At 44.8% G+C, this 16,857-nt stretch carries 11 protein-coding genes; 3 read left to right on the forward strand and 8 right to left on the reverse strand.

Features of this window, described 5'->3' with window-relative positions:
- Positions 1-210: 210 nt before the first annotated feature.
- From FSB75_RS07235 to FSB75_RS07265, 7 genes are all read right to left on the reverse strand, one after another.
- Positions 211-1,773 (reverse strand): MGH1-like glycoside hydrolase domain-containing protein, encoded by a 1,563-nt coding sequence (locus FSB75_RS07235; protein WP_146784884.1) that lies wholly within the window; start codon positions 1,771-1,773, stop codon positions 211-213.
- Between the two features lie 3 nt (positions 1,774-1,776).
- Positions 1,777-4,539, reverse strand: a complete 2,763-nt coding sequence (locus FSB75_RS07240) for an alpha-d-galacturonidase (RefSeq protein ID WP_146784887.1) — start codon at positions 4,537-4,539, stop codon at positions 1,777-1,779.
- 542 nt (positions 4,540-5,081) lie between these two features.
- On the reverse strand, positions 5,082-6,572 hold the full coding sequence (locus FSB75_RS07245; protein ID WP_146784890.1) for a recombinase family protein: 1,491 nt from the start codon (positions 6,570-6,572) through the stop codon (positions 5,082-5,084).
- A gap of 65 nt (positions 6,573-6,637) precedes the next feature.
- Positions 6,638-6,865, reverse strand: a complete 228-nt coding sequence (locus FSB75_RS07250; RefSeq protein WP_146784893.1) for a hypothetical protein — start codon at positions 6,863-6,865, stop codon at positions 6,638-6,640.
- Positions 6,866-7,140: 275 nt separating this feature from the next.
- Positions 7,141-8,022 (reverse strand): IS3 family transposase, encoded by an 882-nt coding sequence (locus tag FSB75_RS07255; protein WP_146784896.1) that lies wholly within the window; start codon positions 8,020-8,022, stop codon positions 7,141-7,143.
- A 32-nt stretch (positions 8,023-8,054) separates the two neighbouring features.
- Complete coding sequence (locus tag FSB75_RS07260) at positions 8,055-8,435, reverse strand: hypothetical protein (RefSeq protein WP_146784899.1); 381 nt, start codon at positions 8,433-8,435, stop codon at positions 8,055-8,057.
- 72 nt (positions 8,436-8,507) lie between these two features.
- The gene (locus tag FSB75_RS07265) at positions 8,508-10,940 is read right to left on the reverse strand and encodes a PAS domain-containing protein (protein ID WP_146784902.1); all 2,433 of its coding nucleotides are present in this window, start codon (positions 10,938-10,940) and stop codon (positions 8,508-8,510) included.
- Between the two features lie 898 nt (positions 10,941-11,838).
- Here FSB75_RS07265 and FSB75_RS07270 point away from each other — a divergent pair.
- The 3 genes from FSB75_RS07270 (at position 11,839) to FSB75_RS07280 (ending at position 16,449) form a co-directional block, all read left to right on the forward strand.
- Positions 11,839-13,404, forward strand: a complete 1,566-nt coding sequence (locus FSB75_RS07270; RefSeq protein ID WP_146784905.1) for a reverse transcriptase/maturase family protein — start codon at positions 11,839-11,841, stop codon at positions 13,402-13,404.
- Between the two features lie 317 nt (positions 13,405-13,721).
- The gene (locus tag FSB75_RS07275; protein ID WP_146784907.1) at positions 13,722-14,180 is read left to right on the forward strand and encodes a hypothetical protein; all 459 of its coding nucleotides are present in this window, start codon (positions 13,722-13,724) and stop codon (positions 14,178-14,180) included.
- A gap of 190 nt (positions 14,181-14,370) precedes the next feature.
- A complete protein-coding gene (locus tag FSB75_RS07280; RefSeq protein ID WP_227990830.1) occupies positions 14,371-16,449 on the forward strand; it encodes a TonB-dependent receptor in 2,079 nt (692 codons plus the stop codon).
- Positions 16,450-16,478: 29 nt separating this feature from the next.
- Here the strand turns inward: FSB75_RS07280 and FSB75_RS22355 are convergent, their stop codons facing one another.
- A complete protein-coding gene (locus tag FSB75_RS22355; RefSeq protein ID WP_146784912.1) occupies positions 16,479-16,820 on the reverse strand; it encodes a four-helix bundle copper-binding protein in 342 nt (113 codons plus the stop codon).
- Between the last annotated feature and the right edge of the window lie 37 nt (positions 16,821-16,857).

Below are 16,857 nucleotides of genomic sequence, written 5' to 3' on the forward strand. Positions count from 1 at the left end.
CTTTTAAGCAGAAGAAATGAAACTCTTCGTTTTATTCTCAATTTATCTTCTAATCTTTCAAGCGGCTCACTCTGTGCTGTCACACTGAGTTTGCCGAAGGGTCGCGGCACGGCTTGTCTCCAGCGTCTTTGCTATCACACCGGCTTCCCTCCGACTTTACCAGGCTCGAAGGCTCAGCCTGACGGTCTTATTGTTTGCAAACTTTTTCCCTTACAACATTTTCACCGTGACGCGCTGCAACGCCTTTCCATGGTACAATTCCTTTCCATCCGCATACACAAAAAAGCCAGCGCCCTTGCCGTACTTTTTTCCGTCTTTATCCCAACGGATGTCTATCATCTTCCCGTGATACAAAACCTTGCTCAGCGAAAACCAATTCCATTTGCTTTGCGGCACCAACGGCGAAATCGCCAGCAAGTTGTCTTCTCTCGGTTTTAAGCCAATCAAATCACTGATGATTAAATCGGCAAAACAGGAATGATTGTAATAGCTGCTGCGCGGGTTGTCACCCTTCAACCACTCGCCGTTTTTCTCGTCCTGGTATTCGCCCAAATATGGCAAGCCTCTTTTCTGATGCGACCAGGCATATTTGTGCAACTCGTCATAGAAAACAGAAGCATTCATCTTTGCCCGGTTGCTGTAATTGTTCAGCAGGTTCGACAAACCTTTCAAGGTTTGCGTGGTAGCAAAAGGCCAAACGGCACCGTCCCATTCACAACCATGACCGGTACCGTGTGTGCGAAAAAGTGGATGACGTCTTTCAGCTGTTGTGATGCCCCACTTTGCTTTGAACCCTGTTGTATCAAGCAACTGGTTCCATTGCGTTGCATATGTCGCTTTGTCGTCAGGTAGATTAAAATACCAGGGGATGTATCCCAATTCTTCCCGGGCATCATCCAACTTTCCTGTCGGGTGAAGCACTTTAAAGAAGCTTTCTTTTGCGTCCCACAAACTGTCCTGCACCAGCTTTTTGAGTTCTGCCGCTTTCTGCGCATACTTTGTTTTTAAGCTGTCAATGGATAGAAGGTCACCCATTTTTGAAAGCGCCCAGGCGTTGCCGTACATGTAACTGTTGATGGTGGGCCGCCGGTTCATTTCCTTTCTTCCGCCGCTGATGGATTCTTCCATCGCATCACGCACATCGTATTGCCAAAACAAACCAGAAGGCAAGCGCTTCTCGGCTTCCCATTGCCTGTAATCGGCAGCAAGGGGCGCAACGTTTTTGCGTAGAAAATCTTTGTCGAGATTAACGAGATAACGCTTGTATATCGCGTATTGCAACCAACTGCTGAAAGCGTGGAGGTGCGGCTTCGGCGTTTTGGGATCAACGTTCAACCAGAAATTCACGTAGTCATTCAAGTAGGTTTGATTGTGCAGCCAACGCAGTTCATAAATGTGATGACCCAGCGCACTGCTCACCGTGTTGTATTTGCCGGCGTGATTGACCGGCGTAATGAATTCGGTAAAAACAAAACCATCCGGCGTTTCTTTTAAATGCTTGCGTATCGTCCACCACCGGTAATAATAGATTTTTTCAATCGTTGTATCGGGGCATTCAAACAGCGGAATGTTTTGCGAAAGCCAATCGAGGGCTTTGTCGTTGGGAACGTAATTTTTTACATACTCCGAATCCACCGCATTGAAATAGTTGACGTAGTGCGCCAATTTACCGGTATTCAGCGAAAGATTTTTTTTCTGCGCATGGCCAACAAAAGCCGTCGAGAAAAAGGCAAGCAAGAAAAAAAACGTTGTATAACCTTTTTGTTTATTCATAGCTTATTCAAACAACCAATCAAGTTCTTTTTTTACACCGCCGGGAGCAAGACCCGCGTCGCGTGCCGGGAAAGGCTGCGCATCGGCCACAAAACCAAGTACAAGACAAATGCCTTTTGGCAAGTTCAGCGTATTGTTTCCAGCTTTAAAAGTAAAGGTGTGAACGTTCACCGGCGGCATTCCCGAAACAACTAACGCGTTGCTAAGTTTTGCTTCGGCCTGGCCGAAGTCGTTGGCACTGGCATCGGTTTCAAGCTGTGGCGGTTGCAGGTAGCGTGTGTCTTTTGAATCAAAATAACCCACCAAAACTTTCACTGGTGCTTTATTAGAAAACCGGATCGTTGTTCCATTGGTGATTTGTTTTGCCGTCGAAAGTTTCAATCCGTTCAGGCTCGAAAGTTCTTCAGCAAAATCTTTAATGTAGGTAGCCGTATCGCTGAACAACTCTTTGCCGGTAGCGATAGAATAAAAACCTTCCGGCTTTGTTTGCAACGTCACATCAGCGTTTTTAAGAACGGTCTTTTGTTTGGCAACCGCGGCATTATTTGGCGATTTCAGCGAGTCAAGATTGCGTTTAAAATTCCTTAGCTCCTGTTGATAAAAGGGAAGCAGCTCTTCCCAGGTCTTGTTTTTGCCGTCGTTGCCACCAATAGGAATCTTGCGCTGGCCTGTCTGCATGCTGTTGGCGTAGAGATAGGTGTTCTTTGTCAGGTCAACGAGCTTTTGAAAATACAACAGGCTCTTTTCAAGATGCGGTTGCGCTTTTTCCAAATCTTTTATATCGGCCGAATATTTATAGCGCAATACACGCAGAGCCGCTTCTGCTTTTTCCGCGTAATTGTTGGCAAGCGCATCGTAGATCAGCATGTCGTTGCGCAAGCGGTTAAATTCTTCGCCGTTCTTTTTTACGGATGCCGCTGCTTTCTCAATCGCCTCAACCGCTTTTCGTCCGTGCTCTTTCACATCGTTAATTACTTGGACCGGCGTTTCGCCAACGTGCTTCTCTCCTCTCCATTCCTTCTCCGCATATTCGGTGAGCATCTCTCCTTCCGGGCCTTCTGAATTGTACAGCAGCGTAAACAAACCGTAGCGGTAAGGATTGATCAGTTGCGTCATGAACATGCCGAGCGTCAGCGTTTGCCGGTTGCCGTCGGTGATGCCAAAGCGCCTCAACAATTTGGGCGCAATCTGGCCCTGCTGCTCGTAGGCTTCTAAAATATTTTTGGCTGCGTTGCTGCTTGTGCCGAACCTTTTTGAAAGCAAATTGGTCCAATAAACTTTTTCGTTTTCAACGTTTCGACCGGCTTTCCACGCATAGCGGCTCCAGGCTTTGTACCAAATCCAGTCGCGGTCAATTTGCAAAAGCCGCGGTGATGTTTTGTCCGCCGTGTAAGGCCAGTCCCAATACGAAGCCTGCGGGTAAAGATGCAGGCCGTTTCCGTGGTGAACGTTGTGCATTGCCTCTACGCATTTCTGAATAAAATCGGGCGAGCCATAGCGAAAGGGTTCAAGGTTGGCGAGGATGTGTACGTTCTCAATTTGCACCGAACCAAGGCTTGCAAGCTGGCGGTGCAGCTCGGCCCAGGGGCCATGCGGCGTATAGGTTGTCAGCGCTTCGCCGTTGTATTTTGCTTCGGTATATAAATTTTTATAAAGCGGCAGCGCCGCGTGCATTACACTCGGCGCATCGCAGTCGTGCGCACGCAAAACAATGGGCGGCTCTTCGGTTTTGCCCAAGGCTTTCAACCCGTCTTTCACCCCGGGAATAATGGTTTTTGTAAACCAGTCAATGTCGTCCTGCCCCACGCCTTCCATTGCTTCGCCGAGTGCGCACATCAAACCCACGTTCGGATATTTCTCAACAAATGCTGCAATGGATTTGCGTGTGTAATCGGCTATAATCGGAATGATGTGCCGGTTGCGGTCTTGCGTCTTCAATCCATTGTGTTCGGCAAAGGGTTTTGACACAATGATGTTGTAAAACATTTGTATCACCCAAATACCTCGCTTGTCTGCTTCTTTTGTTAGAAAGGAAAAAATTTCTTCGTTCTTTTTGAAAGTTGCATCGTCCACTTCTACCGCGTAAGGATAGTCTTTCAGTTTTACCAGCGATGCGAAAGGGTGGCCGTTCCAGAGGTACAAAGAATTCATGCGGTTTTCTACCATAGAATCAAGCACACGAAGCCAAAGTTGCTTGTCGTAAAACCAGGGAAAAGTTTCGGGTGTGTAAGGATATTCGTAAACATTTCTTCCCGGCAAGTAAGTTGACTTTTGCAAGCCGATGCATTCACCGCGCAACACCATCTCCGGCGCATCGGTAAACAAAAGTTGCGAGGGTAGATTCCCGCCTGTTTTTATTCTGTCTGCCAGTTCGAGACAACCGTATAAAACACCGGAGTTATCGGTTCCGGAAATTAGGATCACACCGTTTTTTGCAGAAAGCAAAAAGCCTTCTTTGCCGGCTTTGCTGGCCGTATCAATTTTAAATACAGATGCGGCCTTACCCGCTAAAGCATCGCTTCTTCTGCTCAAAATAAGCAGCGGCTTTGCGTTGCCGGTTTTTTTCACCTCCGTTGTTTGTGCCACGCTATAACCAATCGCTTTCAACGCTGTCGTTAACTTTTCGGCGCCAAACAAAATTCTTTTCGATGCGTTGACCGGCAGTAGAACGGTAATCCTTTTTTTAGGGACTTCTTGCGCACTCAGCGAAGGGCTAAAACAAAAACCAAGAAGGAAGGAGGTTGTATAGAGAAACAAGGTCTTCATACGTTTTGCATCAATGTTTGGTTTGAGGTCGAGCGCAGAATTTCTAAGGTTCAAACGCAGCAAGGCCGCAACCGTCGGGAAGGAAAGATATTTTAGGAAAGTCTTCGAGCGTCATGCACTATCATGCAATGCAGCAGGCACTTACTGTAGGCAAGTAAGAGGAAAAGTTGTCGGAGAAAAATGCGGAAATCGCTGCCGCTGATTTAGCGCAAAAAATCGGCCGTCAAACAACTGGAATTAGTAAACGAGCGTCTTGATGTTTGCTGTGTAACCGAATAGCAAAGCCCGCAAAAATAAATTGCGGGCTTTGCTATTTTTGACATTCGTCCGTGTCGGAAAAGCGTTACAGAATTCGAACCAATTTTTGAGAGATTTAGAAGCCGTAGCAGAATTTCTAAAACATTTTCATTCCTATTAAGACGGTTCGATTCACGCCGGGGCTACCAAACCGGAATTTTTGAAAATGACTTCAAAAGTTCCGGTTTCTCTTTCCTCTACAACTCCCTTCAGGCGGGCACTTAGCGTAAAAACGGAATTCATTTTTAAGGTTCGAGGTTGGTCAATTTTCTTGGAATAGTAAATCCCTTAGGAAAAATAGAAAATTGGAGTTTTTGTTTGTCCTTGTAATCGCTGGAAGTCCACATGGACGGGAGTTCCATGAGATAATCCGCTGAACGGGAGATGTATTTTTCAAGGTTCGAGGTCGAAAAAGTAGTCATGTTCACATAAGCATCCATTTCTTCCCTCTCCTTGCGAAACTTGAGCGAGAATTTCTCGTACAAATCGGCCTTTATTTCCTCGTTAATAAACCGTTCTTCCAAGCGTTCTATCTTTTCCTCCAACTCCTTTGACTTCAGTTTGTACTGGCTTAGATGTTCTTCTCTTTCGGTATTCAGGGTCGTATAAATTTTGCGCAGTTGGAGCTTGTATAGGTCAACGTAATCCTCGTGAAGAGTAACCTCGTCAATAATTGTTTCGAAAAGGCTATGTAGCTTTTTAGCGCTGACGTTGCACGAACAAGTACTTCCGTTGTCACATTTGTAGTAGTAAAGGTTTTTGCTTTTTACGATGTAGCCCCGAAGGTTTTCTTTACAGTTATCGCACTTGATGAAAAGCTTGAGCGGAAGACTTTCGTTTAGCATATTGGCTTTGTAGCCACTTGGAATTTTTGCTTTTTCCTGGTTGGCTTTTAGGAAAAGCTCTTTCGAAATGAGTTTTTCGTGTTTGCCTTCCACCATTTCACCTTCCAATAAAGAATGCGACAACATGCCGCAATAGAATGGGTTCTCCAAAATTTCACTCATTCTTTGATGAGACACTTTCAACCCTTGATTTTCTAATCGCTTAATGATCTCAACCATTGTTATGCCTTCGTTGGCTTTCCAAATAAAGGCTTTGCGAAGCAGCCTGCCCTTCTCATTAATGGCAATAGACTTCTGGCCGTTGATGGTGATGTTATCATAACCCATTGGCGCACCACAGGGCCAAACGCCTTGCAAGAGCTTTTCCTTCATTCCGGCAATGGTCTTTTGCCGTCTAAGGTCATTATCGTACTGGCTAAACAGGAAAAGGATGTTCTGTTGCAGTACACCTGCCGGATTGTTGGTGTCAATGGGCTGCGTTACCGAAACGATCTGAATGCCCAAATCCCGAAGCTGACGGGAAAGCCAAATGGCGTTGTCTCCGGTGCGGCTGAAACGGTCAAGACTATACACAACAATCTTGAGCGATGAGAGTTTTTGCTTCTTGCAATATTCAATCAGCTTTTTAAATTCCTTACGTTCATCACTGGCTGCGGATTCATAAGTTCCTCCAAAGCAAGAAAGGATGTTGTAGCCATTTTTGATGGCATACATCTCACACGCTTTCTTTTGAGTACCGAGGCTTAGGTTTCCCTCGGCTTGCTCCTTGGTAGAAACCCTGGTATAAATAACGCAGTTTTCAGTGGAAGCTATTTTTACGGTGCCTCCTTTGGCAAATTTTCCAAAGCCCACACCTACTTTCTGTTTTGATTTGATAGTTTTCTGGGACATGACTGCTGGTTTTGTTCTCTCAAATATATTGACAATCAATACATTATGCAAGAAAGTGGACTAATTTAAGCTGCCTTTTGCAGTTCTCCGTTTTCCTCCTTGCAGAATACCTGATAAGAGATTAAGGCTAAGTCGTGCAGAGTAGTAATGATATTTTGAACTTGTTCGTCAGAAGCGTTCTTGAATTTCGGAAAGGAACGCACTTCGGCTTCGGTTAGAAACAGCTTAGATTCCTTCTTTTTATTGGCTTCATTTTGGTCCAGCCACTCTTGAAAATCTACAATTTTTGACATAGGTTGAATTTTAAGCAAACCTATGAAGGCCCACTTTGGCACTGTCCGTTTTGGGAAGGTTTGGGCAGATTTGGGACAAGAAAGGTTCGAGAATTTTTAAAAAGAAACCCCTGTGAAAACAGGGGTCTGTATCGTCCTGAAAAAACCTTACAGATTAAAAGATAGTCCTGACATTTTCTTACAGTAGAATCTATCAGTCCTGATTTTAGTTTACATCCGAAGTTGATAGTCCTGCGTGGACTTTACACGGAGGACTTTTGCCGCTGCTAAAATACTTACCCTTCTTTGTTTCCATTGATTGCATTTTTCCGGTAGGTTTTCCAGTGTTTTGTTAAGCCAACGTTTTCTGTGTGTGCTTTGTCTGGCGTCAGATAGCCAATGCTACTGTGTGGTCGTTTGCTGTTGTAAAGTGTGATGCTTTCCCCTACGACACTATTTGCCTGGTGGATATTTTGGAAGGTTCTACTCAAGTTAAATTCCTCTTTTAAAATGCCGTTGATCCTTTCGGCTACTGCATTCTCATAGGGGTCGCTTTTCTCCGTCATCGAGATAGCGACATGCGACGCTAAAAGAAGCTGCACATACGCAGTGCTGCAATACTGGATGCCCCGGTCAGAGTGGTGGATTAATCCTTGCTTTGATGTTTTAGATCGTGTGCTCAGCGCCATCGCAAGTGCTTTTAAACAACCTTCTGTTTCCAGTGTGTCTTCCAGATTATAACCCACGATCTTTTTGGAATAAGCATCCGTAATCAGCGATAGATAACAGAAACTTTTCGGCAAGGCGATATAAGTAATGTCGCTCACCCAAACTTGTTCTGAGCGTACCAGCTCCAGTTCCCGCACCAGGTTCGGATACTTTCGAAAGCGGTGCCGGGAGTTGGTGGTGCTTACTTTTCGCTTTCGTTTTTTGACGAGTAAGCCCTCTTCCATTAAAAGAGAAAAGAGCGCATCCCGGCCCATTTTGATGTGATGCTGAACAAAAAAGTCTTTGAGTAAGTACTGAAGTTTGCGGGTGCCAACTTTCGGCAACTCTCGTCGAATCAAGGCCACCTGCTTAAGCACCAACGCAGCCTCCATTGACTGTTTTTCTTTTCGCCAGCCGCCTTCGTAAAATGCCTGCCGTGTTTTACCAAACAGTTCGCACAGCTCCTGCAGGCTACCAAGAGCATAGTGCGCTTTTACAAAACTTACTGTTTGGTACCAGACTTTTTTCTAATGTCGACTCCGAGTTCTCTTTCGGCGATATCAATCATCGTTTCCAGGCAAATGATTTTGCACCTTGCTTCTTCCAGTTGCTTTTGCAGCTCCTTTTCGCCTTTACTCTTTGCTGCCGGAGGCAAATAATTTGCGTTGCTGATGGTGGGTTGTAAATCTTCCATTGCAGAAAAGTCGGAAGAATACTTCTTTACCCATTTGGAGATCATGCTACCGCTGCCTTTTGGAAGTCCGTTTTTAGCTGCAATCTGCGCAAGCGTTTGTGAACTCGTGTGTACATCGTAAAGCACAGCCCGAACAACGGCCGGCGAATACTTCGACTTCGCGTTGCGCCGCTTCTTTTTTTCTTGCATTTTTACACCGCTTAGTGTAAAGCTATTCTAGGACAAGACAAAGTTCGATTTCTTTTTGGTTATTTGCCTTACTCAAACCGGCAAGTAGACTTTAAACATTGATCCCAACCCAACCTTACTTTCTACTTCAATAAATCCGTTGTGATTTTCCACCACTTTTTTTACAATGGAAAGCCCAACCCCGGTGCCACTATATTCAGCTTTGCCATGCAGCCGGGCAAACATTTGAAAGATTTTTTCGGCGTACTGTTGCTCAAAGCCAATACCATTGTCTTTAATTGCGATGCGATGGTAAACTTTATCGTTCTGTGTCAACTGATCGGCGGCAATGATGATTTGGGGCGGCACATTCTTTTTGCTGTATTTAAGCGCATTGCTCAGCAGGTTTTGAAAGAGTTGTTGAAGCTGTCTTCTGTTGCCTCTTACTACCGGAAGCTTCTCTACCTGAATTGTTGCCTTTTTCTCTTCAATGTCCAACTCTAAATCTTCCAATACGTTTTGCATTTTTTGGTTCAGGTCAATCGTTTCCAGTTCGTGTGGGCGCTGACTTACATGGGAATAAAGGAGTAGATCATCGATTAAATTGTTCATGCGCTGGGTCGCATTTTCAATGCGGTGAAACGACCGAATTTCTTCTTCCTGCAAGTGGATGCTCAGTTGGTCTTTTAACTGATGGGTGTAAAAATGAATCTTGCGAACCGGCTCCTTCAGATCATGTGAGGCGGCATGGGCAAACTCCTCCAAGTTTTGGTTGGAGCGATTCAGTTCTTTGTTCTTGTTTTCCAGCTCCAGGGTTCTTTCCTCTACCCGTAGCTGAAGATCGGCTTCGCTTTCTTCCAGTTTTTTTCGGGCAAGCACTTGTTCGGTTACATCCACCGAAATTGTGATGACGCCTACGATTTCACCATCACCGTCACGATAGGCCTGGTAAACAAAGTTCTGGTAAACAGTTTCCCACTTGCCGCCACGAAGCAGTTCCACTGGACGCTCATTGGCGTAGAAAGGATCGCCCGTTCGATACACCTCCTGCATCACCCCTTCCAAGCCTTGACCAGCGGCATCGGGAAGCGCCTCGAAGACCGGTTTATTCATTACCTGCTCCCGTGGCTTGCCCCAAAGATTGATCATGGCTTCGTTAGCAATGTTAATCACGTATGTTGGCCCCAAAAGAATGCACATCGCGACTGGCGCTTGCAGGATCATGGTGCGTAGCTGGAGCTCACTTTTTCGAATGGCGTCTTCAGCTTGTTTGATTTCTGTAATGTCACGCGTAGTACCTGCAATAGCCTCCACCTCGCCATTTTCATCAAGAACAGGGACAAAGATGTAATCGTAGAGGCGCTTGCCAAGCGTCGCATGTGGAAAGTGAACCTCTCCTCGAATGGGCTTTTTGGTCGTTACCACCTGATCGATCTCTCGGTGGTGCATCTCGGTGTGCCAGGGTTCATAGCCGTTCTCCGGTAACCCTTTTCCAATGGCCTGGTCCCAGGTTTTGCCCCACATCGTTAGCAATGCTTCGTTTGCATACGTAAAGCGGTAGTTCAGGTCAAACACGTAAATCAGGTCTGGCGTGTTTGACGTGATGGTTTCATAGAGCCGCTTTTGCCGCTCTGTTTCTTCCATGGCGGCACGAAGCGCTTCTTCACTTTCTTCCATCCGTTTTCGAGCAGTAACTTGTTCGGTCACGTCATGTGAGATAGTAAAGACGCCCGTAACTTCTTCGCTGTTCTTATCGTAATAGGGCTGATAGACTAAATTGAAGTAGTGCAGTTCTTTCCTGCCGTTTGCAAGGGACGTTACTGGCACTTCCTGCGCAATGAATGGTTTGCCGGAACTGCGCACTTGATCAAAGAGCTCAATAATGCCCTGACCTGCCAATTCGGGAAGCCCTTCAAGGATTGGTTTGCCAATGATCTCCTGCGGGCCTTTCCCCCAGAGTTCAAACGCTGCCTCGTTTGCCAGTTCTAATACATAATCAGTGCCGTTCACAATGCCAACGACGATGGGGGCGTGCATAAAAAGGCTAAAGACTTTCTCCACGCCTTCCATGTGAATCTCTCGCTGCGCAGACTTTATCTGTGCGGTGATGTCTTCTGCCGTATGAATGATGTATGCGATTTCCCCTTCGTCATTAAACACCGGCTGGTTGCTTGCCCGCCAATACTTCTCCGTAAAGACGCCATCGTCATTCGGTAGGTCGTAGCGCTGAATGGGAAGGTGGTGTATTTCTTTGTAGCGCAACACATGATCCAAGGAGGAACGCAGGTTGCTGACACCGTTGTCGGTGGGGTCTGAAGGGTTTCCCGGATGCGCTTCAAAGAGGGGCCTTCCAATGACATCTTCTTTTGTCATACCCACATCGTGAAGACGTTGTGGCGAAGCGGCTAAAATTGTAAACAGCGGCGGATTAGCCGCAAGGAGCAAGTTGTGGCCGGCAAGCGCCTCAAAGAGCCGAACGTAAGCAGCTCTTTCTGCCGGATCGGAAAGAAAGGAATCGTAGGTCATAAAGGATGATCGTGAAGATAAACAGAAGCGTTGTATTTCATCCTTCAGTAAGTTCAATTCGTAGTAACGGCATTGAGAAAAATTAATGTGGTGTTCGAGCAAAACCCTCTATCCATTATCTAAAACAGAAGCTACCACCGCAGCTTTTCATTTACATAACGTTTAGTCGCAGAATATAGACCTCAAAAAACTCGAACTTTTTTCTGGTCAGTTTTACCCGTAATACCCAATATGGGACATAAATCCCGTAAATCTTTGAGCAAAAGATCAGAGTTTTCAACCATTGGGCTTGGGATTATGAATTGTTCTCTTTATACATCTGAGCCTAAATTCAAAAAGTCGGGTGGATAAAAATAGAAGAAAGAAATAATCTGATTTACTATCTTAGGCCTGCACAGGCAATTAGGCCGATGGTATTGGGTTAAAGTTACGATTTTTTTCGCCCTACTTCCCAGACTGACGCTGCTACAATCAGCCAGTCCTGGACCGAGCCGGTACTGACCGCAGTACTGACATAAGCCAGCAAGAGAAGGAGGTTGAGAAGTCTAACTATCTTATCCATTTCTTTCATTGTTAAACAAGACCTCCTGGGCCCACAAGGCTCAGAAAGCCCGAAAAGGTGACTAGTTGCCTTAGTAGGTTCTTGGGGAAAACGAAACCGGGTGCCAGTTCCACTTCGGCGGTAATCCTGAGAGGGTTGTAACAAATTATGACCTGAAGTGCCACAACTTAATCGTCCGGTTAATTGACTGGCCAAAGAGGAAAAGGCTTTCAGAGGTGAAAACCCTCGGCAGATGGAGGCGGTCTGTAGCCAAGCGACTAAAAGCTTAGGTCGCACATTAGCTAGGTTTAAAAAGACTGGCTCTTCCTAGCTAATGTCCCAATAATTAACTGACTTATGTTTACCGATGCACTCTGGGAAGAATGGTCTTCCAAAGAAGAAGCCAATTACCGTTTAGTCAATGGGAAACGAAAGTTTCTCAAAAAGTCCTATCTCCATCTGGATAACAGGTTTTGGTTCCCTGAAAAAAAGGAAGAACTTAAGAAAATCCTCCAAGATCGTTTGCTACTTCAAGACTCAAATGGGAAGAAAAGATATTGGTCTTTTTCTCCTTTCTTACGGGTTTTGGTTAAGACGCCCCGCTTTAGATACGACGAAGAATTTAAAACGTTCAACCTCGAATCGAAAATCAGGCCCATTTGTTTTGCGTCGCATTTAGACAGTTTGATTTTTGGGTTTTACGCCTACGGGCTTACTAAAGTTTATGAAGGCTATATTGATAAGGCAGGATTCTCTGATTCTGTACTTGCTTACCGTTCGAATCTCGGTGGCAAATCAAACATCCAGTTTGCAAAAGAAGCTTTCGAAATAATACGCTTGAAAGGCGAGTGCACGGCCATTGCACTAGATATCAAGGGTTACTTCGACCATATCGATCACGGAATATTGAAGAAAAATTGGGCGCAGATCCTAAATGCGCCTATACCGGATGACCAATATAAAATTTTCAAAACTCTTACTAAATACAGCTATGTTAATCAGCTAAATATCCTTAAACGGTACAACATTGATTTGGCGAAATTGAAACGATTGGGAAAAATGCCAGCTACGCTATTGGAAATTGTACCAGGCGATCAAGATTATCAAAAATATACCCGGCTCCGCACAGACGGTTTAATTGTTACAAATGAACATCCGAACAAAGAAACCGGGAGACACAATGGGATACCTCAAGGGTCTTCTTTGTCTGCTTTAATGTCAAATGTTTATTTGATTGAATTCGACCGTGAGTTATTTCACAGATCGCAGGCGGAAGGGTTCGTTTATCGGAGATACTGTGATGACATACTAATCATTTGTGAAACCAGTAAGGCTAATGAGATTAAAGACTATGTAATAAAAAAAATATGCGATGAATTCTACCTCACTATCCAGCAACGCAAAGTTGATATTACAGACTTTTATCTGAATTCAAAAGGAAGATTGGCCGCATTCAATCGCAAGAAACTAGAAAATCTAAATCGTTCAGGGCTTTCACTAAAGGATGAAAAACGGGTAAGCAAACCACTACAGTATTTGGGTTTTGAGTTTGATGGCACCAATATCCGCATACGAACCAGTAGTCTCTCACGCTATTTCCGTAAGATGAAAGCAAGGCTTGATAAGACGGTTGCAATGTCATATAGTGCAAAGGCTAAGTCTGATAAAATATTTAAGAAACAAATTTTCGAACGATATTCCCATCTGGGGAAACGTAATTTCTTGTCTTATGCCTATATGGCATCAAATAAAGAGTTCACCAATGTCGCGGGCATGATCAAAGAAGGTATGAATTCTTCAGCTATACGTAAACAGATAAGTAGGCACTTTGCGATTTTGATGACGAGTCTAAAGGCAAAAAACCATAGACGCTATAGTTATAAATTACTCAAGGGCAAAGCAGATAATCTTATGAAAGTATGATTATATGAACTGATTTCTGAGTCAGTTAGGCCGAATCATATGAGATCATTAGCCCCAAGAGTCGAAAACTCGAACCTTTTACTTCAAGATTTGCGGGATTTGTGTCCTTTATTGGGTATTAATGGTTAAAACTGACCAGAAAAAAGTTCGAGTTTTCCGAGGTCTATATTTCTAAAGCGCATCTGTCGAAAGACCAAGCTTTCAAGTTGTGGCAAACCTTGGCACTTATCAATAACTATAACAAGGCAATCTATGCCCCTATCTTTGCGCCTGTTCCAATGCAAGAGGTTTTCTCCATATCAAAAAAACTTTGGCAGATGCTGTTTCAGGTAATGATCCTGACCATTGGTTTAGCCAAGCAAGCTATTTTGCCCAACCGGAAACGAAAAGGCAACCTGCTAAACGTTTTGTTTCTTCTCTACATTGGCGTCATAGAAAGTGTGCGAGACTTTGAGCACCGCAATTTCAAGATGGCTGACTTGCTTCAGAACAGACTGGTAAGAAAAGGCCTGATGCTGGTTACTTTCTTGCTCTATTTTCTCACCTCTTTTGAGCAACCGGCTTTTTCCAGAGCATTACACCATGAACCGGTCCAGGTTGAATGTTCGTACCAAAGCTCGTCTCGAAGGTTATCTTACCGGCGCTGCATCAAGGACCATTTTGTTCCGGTTCGGCTAAATGCGGTAAAGGACTTTTCTTTTCCCATCAACCGTTCTTTAAAGCTTGCCTTTGCTTCTTCCAAGCGTTATCTTCAAATCCGTCGCTTACTCATTTGATTGAATCGGTATTCACCAGCAAAACGTCATTGCAACCGCATTGTTCAATCAAATTTTACTCATGTATCATTTTGTCAACTTATCCGTGCAACCTGTCAAACCACGAAAGCATTTTTTTCAACTTAAATTTTCCGCTGTTTTCTTTTTCTCGTTACTCAGCCTTTTTTCCCACGCACAAAACACCTTAAGCGTGAGAGTGAAAAGTGAAGCCGGTAAGCAGCCTTTGCCCGGCGCATCCGTTACCGTTTCACCACTGAACAAAGGCACATCAACTGACAGCACAGGCCTTGCTGTTTTAACGGGTTTACCCGACGGCGCATTCCAGGTTGAAATTTCATTTGTTGGTTATTCCGCCGTGCAAAAGAGGCTAACGCTTCCTGTTACAAAAATCATCGAAGTAGAACTCGAAGAAGCTGAAGGAGAAGACAACCCCAACATCATTGTTACCGCTACCCGCACCGACCGTTCCATCCGTAACACACCGACAAGAGTGGAAGTAATTGCCGGTGGCGAAATTTCTGAAAACGTCAGCATGCGGCCGGGTGAAATAAAAATGCTACTGAACGAAACGACAGGACTGATTACACAGCAAACTTCAGCCGTGAGCAATACCGCCAACCTTCGCATACAGGAATTGGAGGGACGATACACGCAGGTACTGCGCGATGGTTTTCCGCTTTATTCGGGATTGTCCGAAGGATTAAGCCTCGTGCAAATTGCGCCCCTGGATTTAAAGCAAGTGGAAATCATCAAAGGCTCCTCGTCTACATTGTTCGGCGGTGGCGCCATTGCTGGTCTCATCAATCTGGTAAGCAAGACGCCAACGGAGAAAAGGGACTTGAGTTTTCTTGCCAATGCAACGTCAGCAGGCGGCTTTGACCTGAGCGGGTTTTACGGGCAGCGGTTTAAGAACATCGGCGTAACTGTCTTTGGTTCTCGCAACAGTGGAAAAGCTTATGATCCTTCAAGCACCGGTTTTACAGCCATTCCAAAATTTGAACGGTACACGATAACACCGCGGCTGTTTTATTATGGAAACAAAACAAACCTAAATGCCGGTGTGAACTTTATTACTGAGGAGCGGTTGGGTGGAAATATGGACTACATTAAAAACAATAACGCCGGTTATTTTGAGAAAAACAATTCAGTCCGGTTTACGACACAGGTTGGAATAACGCACCAAATAAATACTCACGTCTCGCTGAATTTTAAAAACAGTTACAACCATTTTGGCCGCTTAACGACCATTCCATCGTATCAATTCGATGGGTTGCAGCAGTCTTCATTTTCTGAACTAAGTATCAATGCCGGAGAAAACAATTTGCAGTGGGTTGGCGGTGTCAATCTTTACACGGATAAATTCAGTGAAGTACTCCATTCAAACCATCCGTTACGGAATTACAACTACAACACGGTTGGAAGTTTTGTGCAAAATACCTGGTCGCCTACCGACAAGTTTAGTTTGGAGAGTGGGTTAAGAGGAGATTATACGTCGCCGTATGGATTTGTGCTCTTGCCAAGAGTTTCTGCGCTGTTTCGTTTTTCCAACCGATTTACCTCACGCATTGGTGGCGGACTTGGTTACAAACTGCCAACCATTTTTACAGAAGAAAGCGAGGAAAGACAGTTTCAAAACATTCTTCCGATTGATCAAAATAGTGCGCAGTACGAAAAATCTATAGGGGCAAACGTAGACTTTACCTACTCCACTTCATTGGATGAACTAAAGTTGTCCATCAACCCACTGTTCTTTTATACACGCATCAATCATCCGCTGGTACTCTCGTCGCAGGGAATGCAAAAGGCATTTGTAAATGTGGACGGTTATACCGATTCAAAGGGAATGGATTTATCGTTTCGCCTGACATTGGACGACATTAAATTTTACACGGGTTACTCATATACCATTGCACAAAATCATTTTGGAGGGCAAACGGCTACCTATCCCCTGGCACCAAAACACAAGCTGCATTTTGACTTGGTTTACGAAGTAGACGGCAGCCTTCGCATTGCGCTGGAAACGTATTACACCAGCCAGCAACAACTTGCAGACGGCAGCACCGGAAGAAGCTATTGGCTCACGGGCGCACTGATCGAAAAAAGCTGGAAACATTTTTCCTTATTCATCAACGGTGAAGACTTGAACAACGTTAAGCAAACGGATTGGGGAGCCATCTACAGCGGACCGATAACCATTCCAAGATTCAAGGACCTTTATGCACCGCTTGAAGGAAGAATTATTAATGGCGGGGTAAAGATCAAACTTTGATAAAAATGCAGGTCATGCCTGCGTTTCTGTTATGCTGCGACGCTCGCCATCCTTCTGCATTCTTCCGCACACTTTCTACACATTTCTGCACATTCCTGGCAATGTTCTGTCTGATGCTTACCGCATTCAGCTCCGCACTGTTCGCAGATGTCTGCGCATAGTCTGCAAAGCTCCTGTGCTCTTTCGCTTCCCAGGCTCATTAGTTGTGCCGCTGCATAACAAATGGCTGCACATTCCATGTCAAGTTGAATGCACCTTGCCATCATTTTTACATCTTCTTCTTGTGTGCATGAACTTGCGCAATGGTTACAAATAGCGGCGCAACGTAAACAAGCCTCTACACAGGTTTTGTAGGTATGGAATCCGGTCATCGCTGATGTTTTTAGTTTTTAAAGTGAATTGTGCCAC

The sequence above is a fragment of the Flavisolibacter ginsenosidimutans genome, assembly GCF_007970805.1.
GTDB classification, from domain to species: domain Bacteria; phylum Bacteroidota; class Bacteroidia; order Chitinophagales; family Chitinophagaceae; genus Flavisolibacter; species Flavisolibacter ginsenosidimutans.

Coding starts and splice junctions, on each gene's coding strand:
- FSB75_RS07235 (WP_146784884.1), bottom strand. CDS start 1,773: ATGAATAAACAAAAAGGTTATACAACGTTTTTTTTCTTGCTTGCCTTT.
- FSB75_RS07240 (WP_146784887.1), bottom strand. CDS start 4,539: ATGAAGACCTTGTTTCTCTATACAACCTCCTTCCTTCTTGGTTTTTGT.
- FSB75_RS07245 (WP_146784890.1), bottom strand. CDS start 6,572: ATGTCCCAGAAAACTATCAAATCAAAACAGAAAGTAGGTGTGGGCTTT.
- FSB75_RS07250 (WP_146784893.1), bottom strand. CDS start 6,865: ATGTCAAAAATTGTAGATTTTCAAGAGTGGCTGGACCAAAATGAAGCC.
- FSB75_RS07260 (WP_146784899.1), bottom strand. CDS start 8,435: ATGCAAGAAAAAAAGAAGCGGCGCAACGCGAAGTCGAAGTATTCGCCG.
- FSB75_RS07265 (WP_146784902.1), bottom strand. CDS start 10,940: ATGACCTACGATTCCTTTCTTTCCGATCCGGCAGAAAGAGCTGCTTAC.
- FSB75_RS07270 (WP_146784905.1), top strand. CDS start 11,839: ATGTTTACCGATGCACTCTGGGAAGAATGGTCTTCCAAAGAAGAAGCC.
- FSB75_RS07275 (WP_146784907.1), top strand. CDS start 13,722: ATGCTGTTTCAGGTAATGATCCTGACCATTGGTTTAGCCAAGCAAGCT.
- FSB75_RS22355 (WP_146784912.1), bottom strand. CDS start 16,820: ATGACCGGATTCCATACCTACAAAACCTGTGTAGAGGCTTGTTTACGT.